Below are 22,877 nucleotides of genomic sequence, written 5' to 3' on the forward strand. Positions count from 1 at the left end.
AACTATTCAGACCCCCTGGCCACTGGAGGCAATTTTGGAATCGGCCGACCGGTTCGCTGATGATCAATGACGAGAGCCAAATAAAGCCAAGGGGATTGTTGTCTTTTACGGCAGGTTTCGATCACGCTGATTAAAATGGCGAATACCCGCGAGCCTTGTTCGGTGCGAGTGCCATAGCTGATGCGTCTCAAAATCACCCAGTGCCCCAGTGCCGCAGTGCCCGCTCGGCTTCGTTGTTGGTCAACGGCAAATGATAGGACGCAACGACCTGAAAGATCGCATCCCAATCATTGAGCATTTCACCGGCCAGCTCACGCGTCTTTTTATGCGTTGCTTCGCGCAGGCTTTCGCATAGCGCTCGATAGAGCGCCAGTGATTCTTGAAAGGTTTCCGTCAATGGTTTGTCGGGCGGGTCGACGCGGGCCGCACGAATCGCGTTCATCAGCGTATTCAGCAACGCCAGTGTGTGCTGGCCGAACTGGCGCGCTACGGGATCGAAGCTCTCCTCCAGCCCTTGAGCCTTGCGCAGCAGATGCGCCCAGCAGCGCACGCGATGCGGATATTTGCGATAGGCTTGGTAGCCATCGCTCATGAGCCAGCCCAAATAGTCCTCGCCCCAAAGGTTCTCGAGCAATTCGGCACTGCGGTAGGCAATCCAGTAGGCGGTCACGCTATCGGTGCTGAACACCCACAGCCATAAGAAGGTCGTCAGTTCCATCCAGGACGTTTCATCGACATGCAGTAATTGACTATTGACCACCGCCTCAATGAGTTCGTCTTCGATCGGCATCGCCGCCGAGCCGCTTTCATGCAGGGTGTTGTTGATGGTGCCGACACTGAGACTTAACCCTAACCAATCCTGCAAGAATTCGCGGATGCGTTCTCGGGATAGCCGCATGCGATAGGCCAGACACACAATCAAGGCGGCCAAACCCGGGCCGACCAGGCGCCATTCGCTGCACACGACGTTCGGCAAACTGCCGTGGGGCACGTGACGATACGGTTCGTCTCGCGTCACATGGCCGCAGTGACACGTTGCTTCATAATAGGTATGCCGCGTCGCGATTAATCTCAAGCCCGGATCGTTCGCGTCAGCCCAGGCGAGGTCAACGGTATCAAAAGCGGTATACGCTTTTTGCTGACTTGCCGTGAACACAGTACCGCAACACGCGCAACGCTCGGGACGATGACCTTGATAGTCGGTCACCAGCAAAACTTGCTGTCTACCGAAGCCTTGCGCACCAGGCTGCTTATCGGGTTTAAGCACATCATCCGAAGCTTGAGACGAGTCGGTTTGAGACTCTTGTTTGGATTTTTTAGCGGGTGGCGCGAGAGAGGTATTCTCTGCCTCCTGGTCCGGCGTGTCTTCACCAGCGTCTATCGCATCGGTGTCACTGGCTGTATCGTTCGCTTTATCCCACGGTACTTCACTACCGGGTGGCCGGGATCTATTGCGCGAGTTTTGCTTCAAGCGCTCGCGTGCTTCCTTGAGATCGTTGAGCAAGCGAATCGAAAGGCGACGCAAATCCTCTTCCGGCAAGTCCAGAAGCTTGTCTTCATCCAGTTGGTTTAGGTCATGATCGCTCAGTTGCATGGTGCTCAGGTTACGTCTTGGTGGCTTAAAAATACAGGTTTTTAGTGACTGATTGGATGATTTTTGTAGTGGGGGTCTGAATAGTTACCAAATAAGAGTTTATCGTAAAAGCCAGCATACGCCAGATGCGGTAAAATACTCTAACGCCAAACAGCAGGAAATGATTCGTGACAGCCGAATTGATCAGTAGACCCGTCAAAACATTGTGCAGCAGCTGGAAATATTCACTACTTGATGGAAGAGGTGCCGAGTCTATCGCCACATCCGCCTCAGGTAAGACCTGCATCCGCTTCGGCGCCCCCCGATCCGCGCAGGCTATAGATCAATGGCAAGCCGCTACGCGAATATCTACAAGACGCCGGCTTAACCACGCCGCTGAAATTGTGTCAGTTGTTGCAATCCCTGTCCTTCGCAAACTTCGAAGCCCGTTACCCGCCCGGCGGGCGTCCGCCGTATGCGCAGCAAGCGGTGGTCAGTATCATTTACCCGGAAGGCCAAAGCCTGGGCGAAGACTGAAACAAACAATTCGACAAACACATCCCCAGCCCGTGTTTTATAATCGGGCGGCCCAAAGCAAAGCTACCTTTATGGCGCAAATGACCGGCTCAAGGCCGCCGATCCGGCTGTCCAGCTACGCTCCAGGTAGCGGTGGGACCCATGCGCAAGCGGTTTCAATCCTTGCACCTATCTGGGGCGCATTGTTCCGTCAGATGCCTCTGGCAAAAACAGTCGAAGACTACGAAGTTTCGATGCCTTGGTACCTCGCCAAACTAGAGGCTGGTCAAAATTCATGCGACTTTTTTCGAAATTTCAATAGTTTGATTTAACAGTGATTATGATAATAACGCATGCATATTCCAGTTTAAATTCTTAACTATAAAGCTCTTTATGACATCCAAATCTATTTCATTGTTGCTGCCTACTAGAGGACGTCCGGCTCTGGTTGAGCGGTTGTTTAATAGCATTAGCAAGACAGTATCTCGCTTCGAAAATATTGAAGTAATTCTTTACACGGACAGAGACGATCCCTCCAGCCATGGCCTTACCAGTACGGATTTCAGTGTTACGACGATTATTGGTCACGCCAAGAGTATGGGAGGCTACAATTCGGCCTGTTTAAACAGGGCCCGGGGAAATATCATCATTCTGGCTAACGACGATATGGTTATGCGCACGCTGAACTGGGACGTGAAAATTATGCAGATGGATGCCGAATTTGGCGATAAGATTTATCTAGCCTATGGTAACGATCTGTTTAAGAAACGAAGTTTATGTACCTTTCCGATTCTATCGCGGCGAACTTGTGAGTTATTAGTCGAGCCCTATCCAATCGCTTATGGTGGGGCGTTTATCGATGTTCATCTTTTTGATATTTTCAAACGTTTGCAATATGCAGGGTTCGACCGTATCCGATATATGGAAGATGTGATTTTCGAGCATTTGCATTATCGTGTCGGTAAAGCTGATTGTGACGATACCTACACGCGGCGCGGGCGATTTGCGGATGACTCGATCTTTGTGGCAATGGCGGATAGTCGTCGCCAGGCGGTCGGACGGCTTTTGACCGTGCTTCGCGGAGAACCGTTACCTCCATTTGAGCCTCAGATGGATTGTCGAAATATTCCAAACGGACTGATTGCTGCTATTAGCTATTTTACCCGGCAGTTTCTTTTGGATAGTGGGCTTTCAATACGGTGGCGTGCCTATTTATGGTGTTGGTTTATCGGTCGATACCTTGCTGCGCGCGGTTTTTTGAAGCTGTTGATGCGTTAGCAAGGTCGTGAATATTCCATTGATCAACTTTAGTGACATTCCTCTTTAGGGAGACTCTGCACAAGTTAATTTCGTTCATGATTCGACAAGTCCACTATTTATGTGCATATTGATATGAATAAAATCAACTTGTTTAATTCAGGATTTAAGACTCTTGGCATGTTGTTGGCCATTATGTATTCAATAATATTTATTCATTACTTTCATGCTCTACAAATCAAGGAAATAATTGATGATGTCGCCTGATTCGCAGAAACAATGGGATTATTTGATAGTCGGGGGCGGAATTGTCGGGCTGACTGTTGCCCGTGAACTAAATAAGAGGCACCCCGATGCTCAAATTGCGATTCTGGAAAATGAAAGTGGCCTGGGGAAACATGCTAGTGGTCGTAATAGTGGTGTGTTGCACAGTGGCATCTATTACGACAGTCAAACTTTGAAAGCCAAGGTATGCGCGAAAGGCGCGCGTAGGATGAAGGTGTTCGCGCGGGAGTATGGCATAAACTGTCAACATAGCGGCAAGGTCATAGTAGCTTCCTCTTCCAAAAATTTAACAGTGATCGACAAGCTACTAAAAAACGCACGAGAAAATGGCATTAGGGCGGAATTTCTGGATGAGTATGGAGTTCGACAAACCGAACCATATGTTGGGGTCTACCAACAGGGCATCCATTGCCCGGATACGGCGGTGATAGACAGTAAGACCGTGGTTTCAAAGTTGCTGGAGTTGTTAGTGAACAGCAGTGTAAAAATATTTTTCCACGCGCCGGTTTCATCAGTCGATACTGAGGCTCGTAAGGTGACGATGTTTAGGGGGAATTCGCTTATCGCTATTTATTTAACTGCGCCGGAGCCTCGGTAGATAAGGTTGCCAAAAATTTTGGATTGGCCGCGGATTACACCTTAGTGCTATTTAAAGGAATTTATTTTAGATTGCGGCCCGAACGTGCGCATTTAGTTCACGCCAATATTTATCCCGTACCCGATATCGATCAGCCGTTTCTGGGGGGGGGCGCCTGACTCGATTGGCAAGCGGCGATGTCTATGCCGGACCTACAGCGATACCGGCGCTGGGCTGCGATAATTACGGTATTTTACAAGGCGCGCAGTTGGGTGAATCCCTGATAATTGCCATTGAAATTGCCGGGATGTACTTGGCCAATCGCCAAAATTTCCGGCAATTGGTGCATACCGAATTTGGTAAATATCGAAAGAAGAATTTCTTTGCCGCAGTGCGTAAATTAATGCCCGAGCTTGGTTATGACGACCTGATTGTCAGCGACAGAGTGGGAATACGCCCGCAATTTATCAACGTCCGCGAAAAAAGTTGGAAATGAATTATGTGATTGAAAAAACATCGGATTCGCTGCATGTGCTGAACGCAATCTCACCGGCCTTTACCAGTTCCCTAGCCTTTGCGGATTGGATTGTTGATCAATCGGAGGCGGATTAAATCCGAATAGGATAAGGAGAGATGACAATGGAACCAAAGCGAGCTTTGTTTTTAGACAGGGACGGGGTCATCAATCATGATGGTGGCTACATCTGCCGTCCAGACGACTTTGAGTTTATTGAAGGTATATTCGAACTGGCTACAACCGCTGTTCAATTGGGCTACTTGTTGATAGTCGTTACCAATCAAGCCGGTATAGGACGCGGCTACTATACAGAGCAGGATTTTTTTAATCTGACGGATTGGATGTGCGCTAGATTTGCAATGGAAGGGGCGCCAATAACCGAAGTCTTCTTTTGTCCCTATCATCCTGAGCACGGTATCGGATCTTACAGAAGGGATTCGTTTGATCGCAAGCCCAATCCGGGAATGATATTAACAGCGGCCAAAAAGTACGATATCGATTTGGCAAGCTCGGTCATGTTGGGTGATAAGGCATCGGACATAGAGGCGGCGGTAAATGCCGGGATTGGTGTCAGGTGTCATTATATTCCTGTCGGATGTATTACAGAGCTGTCAGAATTTGCTACGATCTCGATTAATCTTCTAACAGATGCTTCGACTTTGTTGTAAATAAGGGGTAGCTGCAGAATTCGGAAAAAATAGTACGCTAAGTTTTTGGCACGTTCATCCAGCCACGAATTTCAACGATCCTCTCAGGTGTGCCACAATCGCAACAGATAAATGGTCAATGCTGAATCTCATAGCGCATTTCGTATTGTCCAACGATTAGTTGCCTAACCTCACTTGATTCGAATTCAAAGAGTTGTTCGCCGATGCGAGGATTGGTCGGCAGTTCAGCCGGGGCCTTTACCAGTGCTTGGAATGATTATGCTGCAGCCTGTTTATTTGCCGGTGCTAGAAATTCATGGAGACGCACTTAGTCGGATAGCGCCTACTGGTCCAATTAAGCTCCATCAGCGCGGGATCGGCAGCATGTCGTTATACGCCTGATTAGGCGTTTTTCGATTCAAGTTTATCGGCGTGTCACATCGTTAACGGGCGATGGCACTCGGCAATAAGGGCTGGCGTCAATTTCGAGCCGATTTGTCTAATGGCGCCGGTCACGAGGATGGTTTTCATCTGTCTTGAACGACGTCGTCTTTCATTTTTTCCGAAGCGTTGCCTGGATTATAAGTGGGTCTGGCTAAGATTGTCTTGACTGGCGAAGGTTTGGATGACTTCCTCGGCCAATTCGGTTATTTTTCGTCGCTGGTCTCTGGCGTTTTTGCGTAAATAATCAAATGCGGCTTCTTCGGTGAGGAGTTGATTCTTCATTATCAGGCCAATCGCTATGCAGACGCTTCTGCTTTGGGATAGCGCTTTGTCGAGTTGCTTATTTTCGTATTTTAGATTAATGATTTCCTTGTTTCTTTCGAGTACCGCTTCGATGGTCAAAATCAATTGTTCGAGACTGCAGGGTTTGACCAAATAGTTCATGCATCCGGAGGCGATGGCGGCTTTTACTGTGTCTTCGTCGGAATAGGCGGACAAGAATATGACTGGAACGTCAAGCACTTGTATAAGATGTTTAGCAACGTCAATACCAGTCATTTCCGGCATGCGGATATCTAAAACCGCAATGTCCGGCTTTTGGTCTTGAGCAAGTTTAATAGCCGTATCGCCCGATGCGGCTTCTAAGACATTATAACCGGATAGCCGGAGTCCACGGCTCATGGTTCCAAGAATGAGTCGGTCGTCGTCGGCAAGAAGTATTGTTTTATTCATTAATAGTTAAATTTAGGCCCGTGCGGTCGTAAACGCTTAGGTAATCGCTAAAAATAGTTTCCAAAATATGCTTGTTAGTGATTCGTTTTTTTGTTCAATAAGGAAGACGTGAACCTAGAAACTAAATTCGATAGGGGGGATGTGAATAATTACGGTGAATCATGCATTTAATATATACCTTTCGCACTTCAAATTTCGGCAGTGCCGGAGGAGGTCTCGGGGGGCTCGGTAAAGGCTTTGCCAGCATGGAGCTGGCATAGAGTCTACATGGACGTATTTACGGCGTCCTTTGACGGGCACCCCGAGGCCGAATTTTCATCTACGATGAGTATAGCGAACTTATTCCTACATTATTTTAAAGTCATATCCGCGCAATAGCGGAATCAGGCTAAGGTCTTGGCGGCGTAGCGAAGTTGAAAAAAAGGTAGGACCGAATCTGAATATAAAAGTTTGAAGTTTAACTACTTTTAGACGAACATAATTGGTTCGATCATGATGCACCAATAATTCGATAAAGAGAATACAAAGCGGGGGCTGGGGTTTGTATTTAATTTGGTAATCTAATTGAAAAGCATCTGGAAGTAAAGAATTGGACCGGCATTTTGTAATCATAGGCTTATCTGCTGCTTAAGCTATAAAACGGATTGCTTTGGCTTTTATGAAAAATTAATGGCGGCATCATCGTTAATTGTGCGCTGACTGAGTGGTTCGTCTGGTAAATGCACAATTGCGATTGTTCCGGCATCAATGTTTTAACTAGCGAAAGTCCGGTGCCGATTTTTATCGATTGTTCGAAATCGAAACCTTGGGGTAGCGAAGCCGGTTCGTTCTTGACGGTAAAGATCGCATGATGCTTATCAAAATCCAGAGAAACCGAGAGTTTTTTGTTTTCCCCGTGGCTGTGTTTAATGGCATTGAGTAATAGTTCGTTAACGATTAACGATAACGAAACGGCATTGTCCCGATCGACGCGTATCGGATGGTCGATGGGAATTTGCAGTTCGATGGTTTCATTGGTGCTGAAAAATAAACGCTGACAAAATTCTGTCGAGGAATGAACAATGTCGCATAGATAAATTTCTCCATTTTCTGTTTTACTTTGTAAGCCGTAAGTAATTGCCAGTGAGTTAATCTGCAGCATGCTTTGTTCGAGAATCGCCTTGGCTTCGGGGTGTTCCAATGCGTTGTTTTGCAATAAGCCGAAAATGCCTTGTAAGTTGTTCTTGATTCGGTGATGCACTTCTCGGATCAGGGTGTTTTTATGTCGTTGTTCTCGCTCCAGTAGCTTACGATCTTCCTCAATATGCTCGCAAATATCGGCTAGTAATATGACAAAATAATCGATCGTATCGGAATCGTTGCTAACGGAGTTGACGGACAGTTTAACGCTGCTGATTCTGCCGTTTTTGTGGATCAATTGACCCCTGACGATACCGCTATGCTCGATGTTCGGGGCGAAAAAAAAGTGCTCGTTCAAATTCGGAAAACTAAGTAAAGTTCTTAGCGGGGCGTTCTTTAACGTAGTTTGATCATGGCCTGAGAGTCGATAGATATATTCGTTAGCCGATAAAATCCGGCTTTCCGGAGAAATTGTTATAACCCCGATTAATCCCGATGTTGTAACAATATTCTGTAGTTGCTTATCTTCGCTCGACGCTTTATCGGCAAACTTATCGCCTTTTTGAATTGCGTTGTGTATTTTTAACGGCTTACCGCTCGAGCCCCTGGTGATCTTGCCGTATTGACAAATAGGAATGACTTCGTGTTTCGGAGTTTGTAAGCGATATTGAACGGAAAATGTATCAAGATGGATTAAGGCGTCTTCGAAAAAACGTTTTATGCGGTTTTGATCGTCAGGATGAAGCTTTGTCAGAAAAAGGTCATGGTTTACAGCATTTTCGAGTTCGGAAAAGCCGAATAGTTTGGCGAAATCTTCGCAACCTTCGATTTTTCCGGTTTTGAGATTCCATTCGTAAAATACACTGTTTGTTGCAAGCTTTAGATGTTTAAGTTTTTGCTGTTGGTCATGATGCTCAACGAGAAGATTGCGGTATTTTCGGTGATAACGTACAACGCCCCAAATAGATAAGGCCGCGATCAGCATCGTTAAGTGCCCGGCTTCGAAAAAATTGCTCAGCGAGATGCTCGGAAAATAAAATCCTGACGCGTCAAAATAATTAAAATCGGTCATAGGTTTTCCAGGTATTCAATACGGCTGCGAACCGACTTTTAAACAAAACAATGTTCAAATTATAACCAAGTGTGTCGCTCAGTTATTTGAATCAATTAATGCTTTTAAAATAAATATACTTGTGAGATAGGGAACAAATCTGTTTTACTAACGAGTAAATTGATTTACTATTGGCAACCTGCGGCCCCCAGCCCCTGCGCCGCCGACTAACGCCTTTCAAGGGTGTTATGAAACCGGATCACAGCATTGTTTTGCTTTTCGTTTAATGGTTGATTTTTCTAGAAATTTAGAATGCCATTTCCAATGGCGTCTCGAGTTTTTCAGAGTCATAATCCGTTTTTAGTCGGATTTTAGCGCCTGCGAATTGCTGTAATTTAAGAGGGCTGCATGCAAAAACAAGAACATCGATTTCCGGCGAATAGACGCTCAGGAGACAACAAAAGCCTATCGAGCGTGGATGCCGAGTCGATTGAAATCAAACTGGAAATCTACAAAACATTGTTCGAAGCGACTTCCGACGCGATGATGATTGCAGACGAATCGACGCGTATTCTTTATGTTAACCCTGCTTTCACAAATATTACCGGTTATACCGAACAGGATGTTCTGGGGAAAACCCCAAGGATTCTTTCTTCAGGTAAACAAGATATTCATTTTTACCGCCGAATGTGGCGAAGTATCACGACTAATAAGCGTTGGCAGGGAGAAATTTGGAACAAGAAGAAATCCGGAGATGTCTTTCCGGCTTGGCAAACAATCAATGTGATCGGCGAAGAAGGCAAGCCGGCTCATTATATCTCGGTGTTCAGCGATATTTCTCAAATCAAGAAATCACAGGCCGATTTGTGGACCTTGGCGCATTATGACTCGCTAACCGGACTCGCCAACCGCAGTTTGCTCGAGGAGAGAATAAAGCAAGAGTTGGCTACCACAATTCGCTTCAAGATTTACGGTGCATTGTTTTTTTTGGATCTGGATAATTTCAAAACCATCAACGACTCCTTGGGGCATAAGGTCGGAGATCTATTGCTCAGGCAAGTAGCCGATCGCCTTAGAAGAGATCTTAGAGATGAGGATATGATTGCCCGTTTGGGCGGCGACGAATTTGTTATCGTCTTGTCCAATCTTTCTTGTGATAAGACAATTGCATCGAACCAGCTTAAAGTGGTTGCCGAGAAAATCCTCGATCTATTATTAATGCCTTATTTATTGGAGGGGCATGAGCTGCGTGTTTCGGTGAGTATTGGCATTACCTTGTTTCCGAATAACGGGGATACCTTCGATCATTTGTTGAAACAAGCCGATACGGCAATGTATGCCGCGAAGAACAGCGGTAAAAATACCTACTGTTTCTTTCATCCCGATATGCAGGATAAAGTCAATCAAAGACTGCAACTGGAGAAGGATCTTAGAAATGCATTGGTTCACGATCACCTGGGATTGGTTTACCAACCTCAATTTGATTACCATCGACAATTACTCGGCTACGAAGCATTGGTCAGATGGCAGCATCCCGAAAAAGGCGTCATTTCGCCGCAGGATTTTATTCCCTTAGCCGAAGAGACCGGTTTAATTGTCCAAATAGGTAGTCAAGTATTGACCAAGGCATGCGAGCAATGGGTGACTTGGCGCCGAGCAGGGAAGGAAATTCCGCATATTTCAGTCAATATTAGTCCTAAACAATTTAGTGCTCCAGGCTTTATCGATTTGGTTAACGCTATCATCAGGTCGACTGGAGTCGATCCCCGGCATATTATTCTGGAAATTACCGAAGGATTGATCGTTCAGAATGTTAAGGGCATTATCGAAAAGATGCATGCGCTAAAAGAATTAGGTTTACGCTTTTCAATCGACGACTTCGGTACCGGCTATTCTTCGTTATCTTATTTGACCCGATTACCGATCGATCAATTGAAAATCGATAAGACTTTTGTAGTCAATTTAGGAATCAACGATAACGATGCGGTGATCGTTGAGACTATTATTGGCATGTCGAAACATTTGAAGCTTGACTTGATTGCCGAAGGCGTTGAAACATGGGAGCAATTAGAACATTTATATAGATGCGGTTGCGATGGTTTTCAGGGATATTATTTTAGTAAACCGTTAGACCGGGACGATATCTGATAGCTCTCAATTGTGGCTGCGAGAAGTCTATGTTCTAATGCTGTTGGTTATATAAAAAGGCAGGGATAAAATGAAAATTGTACCTCTGGAGACCGCATTACTCTATAAACCTTGTAGAGTAGGCGACTTAAACTTTCAAACCACCGACGAACTCAAGGATGTCGAAATCATCGTCGGGCAGGAGCGGGCTATTGCATCGATTCGGTTCGGGATTCGAGTCGATAAAGCCGGCTATAACATTTTTGCATTGGCACCCTCGGGAACCGGCAAGATGACGACTGTTATGCAGTTGGTCGAGCAGGAAGCCGCACATAAAAAAATTCCTTCGGATTGGTGTTATGTGTTCAACTTCGATCAACCGGCCAAGCCTCGGCTTTTGTCCTTGCCCGCAGGAAAAGGCAAATTGTTCCAAAAAGATATGGAGCAATTGATCGATGAACTGAGAATCGCCTTACCGGCGTCGTTCGAAGGCGACGAATACCGCTCACGAGTCGAGGAAATCGAGGAGGAGTCGCGGCATCGCGAGTTTCGAGAAATTAACCGATTGCGTGAAGAAGCCGCGAACGCCCATATCATCCTAACCGAAACCCCGACCGGCTATGCGTTCGCGCCGGTCGATGAAAAAGATGTAGTGATCGATGCCGAACGCTTCAATCAACTCTCCAAGGAAGAGCAGCAGCGAATTCAGCAATCGATCATTGAATTACAGCAACGTCTGCAAAAACTGCTCAAGAAGTTTCCTGCCTGGCGTAAGGAAACTAAGCGAAAGATTAAAGATCTGAACCGCGAAGTGGCCGAATTTGCAGTCGGCCATTCGATCCATGAACTCAAGGAGACTTACGGCGATCAACAAACCGTTCTCGATTATCTTGACGAGATCGAGCGTGATATTATCGGCCATGTACGCGACTTCATTCCACACCGCGAATCGGCGTTGCCGTTTTTGGAGATGCAGCAGCAATCCGATCCTTTCAAGCGTTATCAAGTGAATTTAATGGTCGACTTGAGCGATAACAAAACCGCGCCGGTCGTCTATGAAGATCATCCGAATTACGCTAATTTGATGGGGCGCTGCGATCATGAAGCCGTCATGGGCTCGTTGGTTACCGATTTCACGATGATCAAGCCGGGCGCATTGCACAAAGCGAACGGCGGCTATTTGATACTCGATGCGCGCAAATTATTGATGCAGCCTTATGCCTGGGAAAGCTTGAAGCGGACACTGCAATCCGGCGAAATTCGTATCGAATCGCTGGAGCGAAGCCTCAGTCTAATTAGCACATCGGCGCTTGAACCGGAGCCGATTCCGCTCGAATTAAAATTGATTCTGTTGGGCGATCGGCTGATTTATTATTTGTTGAATTATTACGATCCCGAGTTTCAGGACTTATTTAAAGTCGCTGCCGATTTCGACGATACAGTGGGCCGAGAAGACTCGGCGATCGAATACGCAAAAGTTTTGGCAACGATTGCAAGGCAGGAAAAATTGCAGCCCTTGAGCCGGGATGCCGTCGCGCGAGTGATCGAGCATAGCGCTAGGATGACCGGCGATGCTGAAAAGCTCTCGACGCATTTGCGCAGCATCAAAGATTTACTGATAGAGGCTGATTATTGGGCCGGACAAAACGGACACGATTGCATTAATGCCAGTGATGTACAGCAGGCGATCGATCAAAAGGTCTATCGTTTGGATCGGATTAGGGAAAGGCTCTACGAGCATATTCAGCGCGGTACGGTGTTGATCGATACGCAAGGCAGCGTAGCAGGGCAGATCAATGGCTTGTCGGTGTTGCAGATCGGCGAATTCAGTTTCGGTCAGCCCTCCCGGATTACCGCGACGACACGCCTCGGTAACGGCAAACTGATCGATATCGAACGGGAAACCGAATTGGGCGGCGCGATTCACTCGAAAGGCGTGTTGATTTTGGCCGGTTTCATCGCCTCCCGATACGCCCGAAGCAAGCCGTTTTCGATGTCGGCGACGTTGGTGTTCGAGCAGTCCTATGGAGGTGTCGACGGCGATAGCGCCTCGCTTGCCGAATTGTGCGCGATTCTTTCATCGCTAACACAAATCCCATTGCGTCAGGATTTGGCGATGACCGGTTCAGTCAATCAGTTAGGACGTGTGCAGGCGATAGGGGGCGTCAATGAAAAAGTTGAAGGCTTTTTCGATATCTGTAGAAAGCAGGGATTGACCGGCACTCAAGGCGTGATCATACCTTCTGCAAATATCAAGCATTTGATGCTGCGTTGGGATGTCGTGCATGCCGCCCAATCCGGGCAGTTTCATATCTATGCGGTGAAAAATGTCGATGAAGCCTTGGAGTTATTGACCGGAATGGTAGCGGGCGACCCTGACGAAAACGGCGTGTTTCCGCGGGATACGGTGAACGGTAAGGTCGATGCGCAATTAGCTCGGTTTACCGAAATCAGTCAGGCCTTTTTGTCGAAAAATAACGGCCATGATTGACCTTAACGTTACCCCAAAAAAAATGTTGATCGCTGTCGATGCTCTGCAAGACTCTGCCTTGTTGGAGTTGGCGGCAAGCCTGGCGAGGTCGCAAGGGGCACAGCTGACAGCTTTGTTTATCGAAGACATTAATTTGTTTCATTTGGCGGGTCTTCCTTTTGCAACCGAAGTAGATAGAGTGACTAGTGCGGAGCTTAAGTTCGATGTCGACCGAATCGGTTCGGCATCGGCCCGCCGGATCAAGCGAATTCGTCAACAGCTCGAGGCGTTGGCGAAACATTCCGAATTGACGATATCGTTGACAGTCGTTCGCGGTCATTATTTGGCCGAGGCGATGGCGGCAGCCGCTACCATGGATTTATTGCTTTTGGATAGACCACGCGGTAATCGGTCGTTGGCGATTAAAAAAATTTCCGTTAAAAAGTTTAGTCCTCCGGTTTGGGTAATTTATGATGCTACGGAAGGATCGGAACGAGCGCTTAAATTGGCTATCGATATTGCCATATCGCAAAAATCGGGGCTCAACATTATTTTACAGAGGCAATCCGATAACGGCATTGCCGAAATGGAGCAACAAGCTAAAGTTTTGCTTGCGGGTAGTAATTTCGCTTCTCATTTCTTTATTCAATCAAGTCGAAGTTACGACTCGATCATGCAATATGTCTTAGAGCGTGGTTGCAGTATCGTCGTGCTACGCGCCGATAGATCCGACCCTGAGGCTTCACAAAGTGCTGCGTCGTTGTTTGCGGATCGGCTTGGTTGTCCGGTGCTGCTAGTGGCATAAGCCGAGATTAGCTGCTTTCTATGAACCTAGAAAAAGCATTTCACCATGAAGATCATGAAGAATAGGAAGTCATATCGCCCCCGCAAAGCGGGGAGGGCTTGACGGTTATTAGCAGCCCGAAAGGCTGCCATTGCTAAACGTTTGCGGTTTTATTAAAAATCACCGTTTTCATCAGTCCTATTGTCTTCGATATCGCACAATTCCCTTTGATGTATCCGACCACTTCTACTACCAACTTCCGGCGATCCTAAACAGCGTAGCCCGGATGCAGCGTAGCGCAATCCGGGAAGTTCGGTGCCACGCCAGTCCCGTATTCCGCTACGCTGCATACGGGCTACATGTTTTAATAGCAACTTGGGAAAGAGTGTGATGTGGGTTGGCCGTTTTTAGCTTGATGCGCATGGTTTGGGTTATTTTATAGCCCGCTAATCCTTGGCGGAAAATGCAATTTTCAACTTGTGAAACAAGACCCTAACGTCTTCGGCAACCAGATATAACGACGGAATCAATACGAGTGTAATCAAGGTCGCGAACAAAATACCGAAGCCGATTGAAATCGCCATCGGGATCAACATCCTCGCTTGCCTAGATGTTTCCAGTATCATCGGCATTAAGCCGAAAAAAGTGGTGAGCGTGGTAAGCAGTATTGGCCTGAAGCGCTGAATTCCGGCGGCTTTGATAACTTGTAAAGGTGTTTTGGCGCTGCCGATGCGATGTTCGTTCGCATAATTGATCAATACCAGCGAATCGTTGACGACGATGCCGGATAGGGCAACGATACCCAGCATGCTAAGGATACTCAGATCGTACCCCATCAACAAATGCCCTAATATTGCGCCGATGATGCCGAACGGAATGCTGACGATGACGATCAGCGGCAGAATGTAGCTGCGGAATGGAATCGCTAACATCGCGTAGATCGCCAGCAGTGCAAAGACAAAACTGATTTTGAGACTGCTGAGATTATCGGCCATTTCGGCTTGACTCCCTTGAAAGCTATATTGCAATCCCGGGAATTCTTCTTGCAGGCGCGGCAGTTCGGTGGCTTTGAGGTCGTTAATGATTTCTCCCGCGCGGCTGCGTGGCGTGACGCCCGATTTGACTTGAATGTTGCGCCGCCCGTTACGGCGGTTGATTTCGGTGTAGGCGCGGCCGCGTTCGATTTGCACGGCTTCGGTAAGCGGAATTTCGATCCCTGCCGGCGTACGCAGCATTAGGCTTTCGACGTTTTTAAGTGACATGCGCTCGTTTTCGGGCAGCCTGACCATGATTTTAATCTCATTACGGCCGCGTTGCTGACGGAGCACTTCGGCGCCGAAAAACGCATTTCTGACTTGCCGCGCGACATCTTGCGCCGTCAATCCCAAGCTTCTTCCTTCGGGCAGCAGCGTAAAGTCCAGTTGTTCCTTGCCGCTGGTCAAGCCGCTGTCGACATCATTGACGATAGGGTAGGCGCTAAGCGTTTGTGCAAGGCGTCTGCTTGCTCGTTCCAGGACTTGTATGTCGCGGTGATTAAGTTCGACGGTGATCGCCGGACCCCTACTGGGGCCGCCGGCGTCCGATTCGAATAAAATCGCTTCGATGCCGGCAATTTCTCCAGCCTCTTCACGCCAGCGCCGGGTAAATTGCTCGGTACTAAGAATGTCGTCGCGAACTTCGGGCGGCGCAAGATAGGTGCGCACGGTAGCCAAATGGCTGCCGAGTGTCTGTTGGCTGTCGATTGTGCCGAGTTCGGTAAATTGCCCTTTCAATAATTGGTCGCCGTTCTGAACGTTTGATGCAACGCGCCGCGCCGCTTCAGACAGGTGTCTGGCGATGGCTTCGGTTTTTTCGAACGGCGTTCCAAACGGCATCGTTACTGTGACTTGTGCATAATCGGATTCGACCTTCGGAAATAAGGTCATGCCCATACGTCCGCTAGCGGCATAGGCCAATGCGACTATCAATAATGAGAATGCCATGGCGACCGTTAGATAGCGATGCTCGAGAACGCTTTCGAGAAATGGGCCATAGCGGTGCAGTGTCCAGTGCCGAAAGCCATCGCTGAAACGTTGTTGATAATGATGGATTTTGGCCTGAATACCTTGGCTTTTCAATGGTTTTAGGTGTCCGAGATGATTCGGCAGAATGAATAAGCTCTCGGCGAGAGACAGCAAGAAAACCGTGATCACGACCAACGGAATCATAAAAAAGATTTTGCCGGTAAATCCGGGAATGAACAACAGCGGCATGAAGGTGGCGATGTTAGTCAGGATGCTGAATGTAACCGGCATCGCCATTTCTCGAGCGCCTTGAATGGCCGCTTGTAGCGGAGACAAGCCTTCCTGTCGATAATGATAGATATTTTCGCCGATGATGATCGCGTCGTCGACAACAATGCCGATTGCGATGATAAATGCGAATAATGAAATCATGTTCAGCGTGACGCCGATACTGGGCAGGAACAAAAACGACCCGAGAAACGCAATAGGAATACCCATCATGACCCAAAATGCCAGACGTAGCTCAAGAAACAACGCCAGCAAGATAAATACCAGCGACAAACCCATGGCGCTGTTGCGCAACAAGAGGTCTATCCTTTGCGCGTAGTCTTCCGAGGCATCGCGCCGGACGTCGGTGAAGATGCCTTCGGGTAATTCGGGAGCAATTTTATCGAGATGGTTACGGACTGTTTCAGACACTTGTATCGGCGTTTGTTCTCCGACGCTATAGACTTGCAGCATCACGGCCGGCTTGTCGTTGAAACTCGCATAATAATCGCTTTCATCGAAGCCATCTGTTATTCGAGCGATGTCGCCGAGTTTAATCTGGCTACCGTCTGCGGTGGTAATAATAGGCAGTTGACTAAATTGGCGCCCGTAATCGCGGCGTTCTTTGATGCGGATCAAAATTTCGCCGCTGTCGGTTTTGACGCTGCCGGCCGGAAGGTCGATGCTGGCCGACGCGATTCGTTGAGCGATGTCGCCTAACGACAAACCGAAGCGTCTCAGCATGTCCTGCGGAATTTCGACCGCGATTTCGAGCGGTTTGACCCCTTCGAGATCGATTTGGGTGATGCCTGGGTCTTGCAGGAGTTGATCGCGGAGTTGTTCGGCCAATTCGTGTAAAACGGTATCTTCTGCGTCTCCGTATAATGCAACTGAGATTACTCGACGCTTGCTGGCGATCAAGGTTATTTGCGGTTTTTCGGCATCGATTGGAAAAGTCGTAATGCGGTCGACTTCTTTTTGAATGTCTTGTGTAAACTTTTGCATGTCGGTACCGCGGAGTGCTTCGACGGTAACCGTGCCGGCGTTTTCTTTTGCCGATGAAGTGATTTGTTTGATGCCGTCCAAGCCGCCCACCGCGTCTTCGATCGCTAGGATAATGCCGCGTTCGACCTCTTCCGGGCTTGCGCCCGGATAAGCGACACTGATACTGACGCTGTCGATTTCAAAGTCGGGGAATACTTCTTGGCGGATATTGTTTAAAAACAGCAGTCCTCCGATGATGCACACGACCATTGCGAGATTGGCCGCGACCGAATGACCTGCCATCCATGCAATGGGACCGGTGTGGCTTGGGTCTTGATGTGACTGCATGATGCTTACCTAGCGGATGAAGAACGGTCGGTTTCGGTGGTGCGAATACGCATGCCTTGAACCGGTGTGGAAAGATCGCTAACGATGATGCTCGGCCGCTCGGGTAGTTCCGATGCATGCAAATAAATGACGCCTTGTTCGGTCCAGACGGGAGTTATTTTGAGGATGTCCAGTGTGTCTTGTTCGCTCATTAGCCAGAGCCGGTTGCCATCATGCAATGCGGTTTCTGGAACAGGTAATACATCGGTTAGGGTTTTGCCTGCGATCGCCGCTCGAACCAATGTGCCTAGCATCATGCGAGGTGAATTTTGGTTACCCGGCTTTAGGCTGAGCGGATCTTCCACTTCAACCAGTAATTTAGCCATGCGGCCTTCGGCTTCGACTTCGGCTTTCAGGCGTTTAACGGCGCCGATTCTGAATGCATCGGGTCCCCAGGCTCTTTCGTAGCTGATCGTGACCTGCGAGCCCAGATCGCCGTTGAAACCGGGGATTGTTATCCAACGTAATTTGTCGAGCGGTAGCGATACGTCGATCCAATAATAATCGGTTGCCACCAACTGCACGAGCGGGGTGCCGGTCGAGAAAGTCGATACCCAGGAGCCGATATTGGCGTTGCGGGCCGTGACGACGGCGTTGAACGGCGCGATCGTGCGGGTGCGTTCGAGATCCAGCTTGGCTTGCTCTAGCGCCGCTTCGGCGGCATTTAACGATGCCTTGGCGGCTTCCAGATGGGGTTTTCGTTGGACCAGCTCTTGAGCCAGTTCGTCCAATTCCTGGCCTAGCAATTGATATTCGCGTTGCGCGATGGCTTGTTGGCCCAATTCCATTTTTAGGTTGAAACGGGCTTGAGTGAGATCGCTTTGCGCTCTGCGTACGCGTAATTCGTAGTCGGTCGGGTCGAGACGGACGATTTCTTCGTCTTTTTTCAACAAGCCGCCTTCGATGAACTGATCGCTGACCGAAACGACCATGCCGTCGACACGCGAATTAAGATTGACGCTTTGCGCCGGGATTACATTGCCGAGTGCGAAAACAGTGGTTTGATAATCAATGGCTTGCGGCGTTATGATTTCGACCAATGGCGCCACGGTCGTAACGGGGGCTCGTACCGCGCGGGGCTTGTTGCTTAGCCAATAAAAAGACAATGCCCCGGCAAATGTGATGATCGCCAGCGAAATCAGCAGTGTGGCGAATTTCTTGAAGGGATTAGTCATGGAATATCGTTCCTGTTCGTAACCGGTTTGGTAAGCGGCCAGCCGCCCGCAAGCGACCGGTAGAGTTGAATTCTGTAATCGATCAATTCACGTTCGGCGCGAATGAGTGTGCGCTGCATCGCTTGTAAGCTGTTTAATGTCGACAGTACCCGCAAAAAATCGAAAATCCCATAGGCGGACCGGATGCGAATGTTGTCATTGGCTTCGTTCAGATAGCGGAGCTGTTCTTTGAGGCTATTTAGCCGCTCGTGTTGGCGCGTTTCTTGTGCCAATGCGTTTTCGACTTCCTGCAACGATTGCAAGACGCTCTGACCGTAGAGATTCAGTGCTTCTTCTGTTGCAGCCTCGGTGCGCCGGACTTCCGCCACCCGGCGTCCGCCGTCGATCAAGGGCAGCACCAGATTGCCGGCTAGCGTTGCCATCCAATTATTGAAGAAGGCTTGTAAGTCCGGCGCTGAGGTATCGAGGCTGGCCGATAAGCCGAGTTTCGGAAAGCGGTCGGCCACGGCCGCGGCAATACGAAGATCGGCGGCTTGCAGGCGATAATAGGCCTTCTTGACATCCGGGCGTCGTTGTATCAAATCCGAGGTCAAGCCGGTTTCGGGTAGGCCCGCGAGCTCGGGAAAATGATCGCCGGCAACAATGTCCAATGTTCCGGGGGCTTGCCCGGTCAAGACCGCCAATTGATTTTTTAATACCTCGATATTCGCGAGCACTGTATAGCGGTCGCCGACCACGCCTTCAAGTAATTGCCGTTGTTGGAAGACATCGGCGGCGGTTGCTTGGCCGCCTCTGAAGCGGACTTCGACTAAGTCCGCATATTGCTTATTGACTTCGATTTGTTCGTTCAATAAGTCAAGCTGTAGTTTTTGTTCTGTTAATTGATACCAAATGCGCGCTATCTCGGCCGACAAGGCAATCGCGGCGGTATGGATGTCTTGTTCGGCGGCTTTGATTTCCTGTTCTGCTGCGTAAGTGCCTGCGCGGATTCGGCCCCATAGGTCGACTTCGTAGCTGGCGATCAAACCCAGCGAAAAGTTGTCGAAAGTCAGCGAACCGGTATTGGCGTTGTCCTCGATGAAGCGATTTGCGTTAGTCGTAGCATTAATGGCGGGGATCAATTCGGATCCGGCCTTGCGAGCTTCGGCTTCGGCTTGTTTGAGCCTTTCGAATGCCGCGGTTAGATCGAGGTTTTGCTGAAGCGCCGTATCGATCAGAGTATTCAACGCAGGATCGTTAAAGTTAAGCCACCAGCGGTCTTGAAGGGATTCTCCGCCGGTAATCGAAAACGTTTCCGGTACTGAAATCGGCGGATTGAATTCTTTGATATCAATACTGCATGCGCTGAGAAAAGTGATGATGAATAAAATCGAAGGATTTATGACTCGCATGTCTCGTCTCCAGGGCTTGGTTCGAGACGGTCGCGCAGTGCTTTAATTCCGGCCAATGAAAAATGCACGACATGATCGGCGTAGGCTGTAGGGTTCTCTAATTCCGGATTGTATCTTCGTGCCGGAAAGTGGCTTTGCATGTGTTTGATTTTCAAAAGATGAAAGCATTGGCCGATGATGCTGGTATGACAAAAATGTATCGTACGTTGATCCGCATTCGGTCCCAAGCATTCGGCAATGAGTTCAAGCATGGCTTGGCGCTGCGGATTGATTTCTTTTTCGAGAATTTCCGGCAGCAACGAGGTCGGTTGCGCCATTTCTTTGTTGATGATCGCGAAAAAATGCGAATCGTCGTCGGCGATGCGGGCGATCAAAGAGCGAATGCGGCCCGCTAGGCGTTGTTCGGCGGGTGCGTTAGAATCGACACCGCCATCCGATGGATAGACTTCAAGATCTTTAAGAAACGCATGGCGCCAGGCTTCGAGATAAAGACTTTCCTTATCTCGAAAATGATAATTGACCGATGCGATGTTGGTTTGGGCTTGTTCGCAGATTTCGGCAATCGTTGTTTCTTGAAAGCCTTTTTCGGCAAAAATTCGGCTGGCCGCGATAATTAAGCGGGTTCGAGTTTTTAACGGTTTGGCTATTGGTTCGGGCATCGCGGATCAGGTATTTAAACGAGAATTTCAAATATACATTTAAATTATCTATTAGACAAATTTCAGCCTTGTTCAATGCCGCATGAGCCTGAGCGACGGGCCCAAGATTCTCAATCTACGAGCTTTCACAGTAAGCGCCCGAAACAGTGTGCTTTTTGGAAGTTCGTGACTTGTTTAGGATTCGGTCATAAATAACTTCCCTATTTTTAATGCACGGTAAGCAGGTTCGGTTGCTTGATTGACAGGTGTCGGCGGCAGGGAAAGCCGCCGTCAAGCCTACAAGGATGTATTCACGGCGTCCTGTCAAGCGAGTTACCGAACCCGCTACAAAACTCATAGCTCCAGGAAGTTGTTTTTCACGAAATCTTTAACAGGATTTTCTTGTCCCGAAATTTGACTCGCTAAGGGTGTATGGGTTGATAGAGGCTGTGGGGGAAATCAGGCTATAACTTCAGTGACTTTTCGATCAGTGAATTGATAATTAATGCTCAGGCAGTGATCTAGCCATTTCAGCAAAAAATAATTTAATTGCCATTTATAATTTAAGATTTCAGAGGTCTTGCCGGGGTCTTTGTAGACGCGCGAGACGTCGGATCTGGCATGGTCGCGCAATACTTCGACGAGTTCCGCGTCCAAATATACGCGGACTGTGACATCCGGCACCCATAAATCGTTGGGAAATTGATCGAATCGATGGCTGAGTTTTACAGTCAATGTGTGTGCCGAGCGTTCGAGCACCTCAAGCTGCAAGTCGGGCTTTTTCGACGCTTTTCCGACAGCCGATTGGGCAAGGTTTCTGATGTTAGGAATTAAGCTTAACAACTTTTGGTAATTAGAGGCACAGATGGTTTCCAAGCACGCCGCTTTGTTTTGCGGATGAATCCTGCTCATGATAGATCAGTCTTCCCGATAACAGGCATGAGCGCTTGCGGTTTCCCATAAGGTCACTTGGTCGACATTGAAACCTTGTTCTTTAATATGTTGATAAATCATTTGACTCAGTACTTCCGCGGTCGGATGCTGGTCCAGAGCCATGAATCGCTCTTGGGTTTCTGTTAAGTACGGAATGATCGGGTCTTTTTTATGCAATAGAAAATTATGATCCAAATGTTCGTTGATATAGTCTTCGACACACGCTTTTATGTCCGAAAAGTCACAAACCATGCCTTGCTCGTTAAGATGTTCTTGTTTAATCGTGATAGCAGCCTTAACGCTGTGTCCGTGAAGATGACGGCACTTGCCGGGGTGGTTCATCAGTCTATGTCCATAGCAAAAATAGACTTCCTTAGTAATCGTATACATGAGTTAGCAATCTCGGCCGAGTTGGAATAATGTAAGTTAATGACCTTTGATGCTCTTAATTGCGGCGGCAATTTCGTAGCGGCCATTATCCTGTTTTGTCGTTCTGACGACTTCTATATAGGCGGTCATGGGCGGAGTAATTGTGTTTTTGGGTGTAATATTGACCTCCATTGCGCTTCCGGGATCGAAGGATTGATCGGCAATGAAGGAAACACCAGAACCGCTAATTGATGTGCAAATTCCTGAATGACTTTCGCTTGCATCGGCTAACTTGTAGGTAAGTTCGCAATCGACGCTCATTCGGATGTAATTACGTTTTTCGTCGTATTCCAGCATGTCAACTCTCTTCTTTATAATTGGATAAATTGTTTTTCCGTGAATGGCAGTGCCCGTGTTTGCTTTCAGACTGTTTGCGCGAAGTTTACTATAAATAAAATGCTTGTTCATGAAAATCACCTTGAAAGTTGCGTAACTTCATATTATAGGATTCTATTTTGGCATCGTTGCGCGCTAGCTACACCTCCATACCTTCATAAAGTTAACCATTTTTTGAGCATAAAGGGAGTTGTGCGTAAAAGTTTTCGCATACACTATGGCTATTGGTTGTAAA

General features: G+C 48.0%; 19 protein-coding genes. 9 read left to right on the forward strand and 10 right to left on the reverse strand.

The features are described 5' to 3' along the window. Positions 1-193: 193 nt before the first annotated feature. Positions 194-1,594, reverse strand: coding sequence for an IS66 family transposase (gene tnpC / locus ACINK7_RS08360; RefSeq protein WP_404360888.1), 1,401 nt, complete (start codon positions 1,592-1,594; stop codon positions 194-196). A 393-nt stretch (positions 1,595-1,987) separates the two neighbouring features. Between tnpC and ACINK7_RS08365 the strand changes: the two genes are divergently transcribed. From ACINK7_RS08365 to ACINK7_RS08390, 6 genes are all read left to right on the forward strand, one after another. Continuing rightward, positions 1,988-2,110 (forward strand): hypothetical protein, encoded by a 123-nt coding sequence (locus tag ACINK7_RS08365; RefSeq protein ID WP_404360889.1) that lies wholly within the window; start codon positions 1,988-1,990, stop codon positions 2,108-2,110. A gap of 71 nt (positions 2,111-2,181) precedes the next feature. Further along, positions 2,182-2,421, forward strand: a complete 240-nt coding sequence (locus ACINK7_RS08370; protein ID WP_404360890.1) for a hypothetical protein — start codon at positions 2,182-2,184, stop codon at positions 2,419-2,421. A gap of 61 nt (positions 2,422-2,482) precedes the next feature. After that, positions 2,483-3,367, forward strand: a complete 885-nt coding sequence (locus ACINK7_RS08375; protein ID WP_404360891.1) for a glycosyltransferase family 2 protein — start codon at positions 2,483-2,485, stop codon at positions 3,365-3,367. Between the two features lie 232 nt (positions 3,368-3,599). Further along, positions 3,600-4,229, forward strand: a complete 630-nt coding sequence (locus ACINK7_RS08380; protein WP_404360892.1) for an FAD-dependent oxidoreductase — start codon at positions 3,600-3,602, stop codon at positions 4,227-4,229. Between the two features lie 163 nt (positions 4,230-4,392). Then, positions 4,393-4,704 (forward strand): hypothetical protein, encoded by a 312-nt coding sequence (locus tag ACINK7_RS08385; RefSeq protein ID WP_404360893.1) that lies wholly within the window; start codon positions 4,393-4,395, stop codon positions 4,702-4,704. A 143-nt stretch (positions 4,705-4,847) separates the two neighbouring features. Further along, positions 4,848-5,393, forward strand: coding sequence for a D-glycero-alpha-D-manno-heptose-1,7-bisphosphate 7-phosphatase (locus tag ACINK7_RS08390; protein WP_404360894.1), 546 nt, complete (start codon positions 4,848-4,850; stop codon positions 5,391-5,393). Positions 5,394-5,951: 558 nt separating this feature from the next. Here the strand turns inward: ACINK7_RS08390 and ACINK7_RS08395 are convergent. Beyond that, on the reverse strand, positions 5,952-6,548 hold the full coding sequence (locus ACINK7_RS08395) for an ANTAR domain-containing response regulator (protein WP_404360895.1): 597 nt from the start codon (positions 6,546-6,548) through the stop codon (positions 5,952-5,954). 616 nt (positions 6,549-7,164) lie between these two features. Next, positions 7,165-8,739, reverse strand: coding sequence for a histidine kinase dimerization/phosphoacceptor domain -containing protein (locus tag ACINK7_RS08400; protein ID WP_404360896.1), 1,575 nt, complete (start codon positions 8,737-8,739; stop codon positions 7,165-7,167). 387 nt (positions 8,740-9,126) lie between these two features. Between ACINK7_RS08400 and ACINK7_RS08405 the strand changes: the two genes are divergently transcribed. The 3 genes from ACINK7_RS08405 (at position 9,127) to ACINK7_RS08415 (ending at position 14,120) form a co-directional block, all read left to right on the forward strand. Beyond that, a complete protein-coding gene (locus ACINK7_RS08405; RefSeq protein ID WP_404360897.1) occupies positions 9,127-10,866 on the forward strand; it encodes a putative bifunctional diguanylate cyclase/phosphodiesterase in 1,740 nt (579 codons plus the stop codon). Positions 10,867-10,936: 70 nt separating this feature from the next. Continuing rightward, the gene (locus tag ACINK7_RS08410) at positions 10,937-13,336 is read left to right on the forward strand and encodes a Lon protease family protein (RefSeq protein WP_404360898.1); all 2,400 of its coding nucleotides are present in this window, start codon (positions 10,937-10,939) and stop codon (positions 13,334-13,336) included. After that, positions 13,329-14,120, forward strand: coding sequence for a hypothetical protein (locus ACINK7_RS08415; protein WP_404360899.1), 792 nt, complete (start codon positions 13,329-13,331; stop codon positions 14,118-14,120). Before ACINK7_RS08410 ends, ACINK7_RS08415 begins: the two co-directional genes overlap by 8 nt. 425 nt (positions 14,121-14,545) lie before the next feature. On the opposite strand, the gene ACINK7_RS08420 is transcribed toward ACINK7_RS08415, so the two are convergent. The 7 genes from ACINK7_RS08420 to ACINK7_RS08450 form a co-directional block, all read right to left on the reverse strand. Beyond that, entirely contained in the window at positions 14,546-17,701 is a 3,156-nt protein-coding gene (locus ACINK7_RS08420; protein WP_404360900.1) for an efflux RND transporter permease subunit, read from the reverse strand. Between the two features lie 5 nt (positions 17,702-17,706). Continuing rightward, a complete protein-coding gene (locus tag ACINK7_RS08425; protein ID WP_404360902.1) occupies positions 17,707-18,915 on the reverse strand; it encodes an efflux RND transporter periplasmic adaptor subunit in 1,209 nt (402 codons plus the stop codon). Beyond that, positions 18,912-20,306: an efflux transporter outer membrane subunit gene (locus tag ACINK7_RS08430; protein ID WP_404360903.1), complete on the reverse strand. Its 1,395-nt coding sequence runs from the start codon at positions 20,304-20,306 to the stop codon at positions 18,912-18,914. The genes ACINK7_RS08425 and ACINK7_RS08430 overlap by 4 nt, the downstream gene beginning before the upstream one ends. Then, entirely contained in the window at positions 20,294-20,965 is a 672-nt protein-coding gene (locus ACINK7_RS08435) for a CerR family C-terminal domain-containing protein (RefSeq protein ID WP_404360905.1), read from the reverse strand. Before ACINK7_RS08435 ends, ACINK7_RS08430 begins: the two co-directional genes overlap by 13 nt. Positions 20,966-21,403: 438 nt before the next feature. Continuing rightward, positions 21,404-21,856 (reverse strand): DUF1249 domain-containing protein, encoded by a 453-nt coding sequence (locus tag ACINK7_RS08440; protein ID WP_404360906.1) that lies wholly within the window; start codon positions 21,854-21,856, stop codon positions 21,404-21,406. A 6-nt stretch (positions 21,857-21,862) separates the two neighbouring features. Next, a complete protein-coding gene (locus tag ACINK7_RS08445; protein ID WP_404360907.1) occupies positions 21,863-22,267 on the reverse strand; it encodes a 6-pyruvoyl trahydropterin synthase family protein in 405 nt (134 codons plus the stop codon). Positions 22,268-22,303: 36 nt separating this feature from the next. Next, on the reverse strand, positions 22,304-22,714 hold the full coding sequence (locus ACINK7_RS08450; RefSeq protein ID WP_223842299.1) for a PilZ domain-containing protein: 411 nt from the start codon (positions 22,712-22,714) through the stop codon (positions 22,304-22,306). Positions 22,715-22,877 lie beyond the last annotated feature (163 nt).

The sequence above is a fragment of the Methylotuvimicrobium sp. KM1 genome (assembly GCF_044788715.1).
Taxonomy (GTDB): domain Bacteria; phylum Pseudomonadota; class Gammaproteobacteria; order Methylococcales; family Methylomonadaceae; genus Methylotuvimicrobium.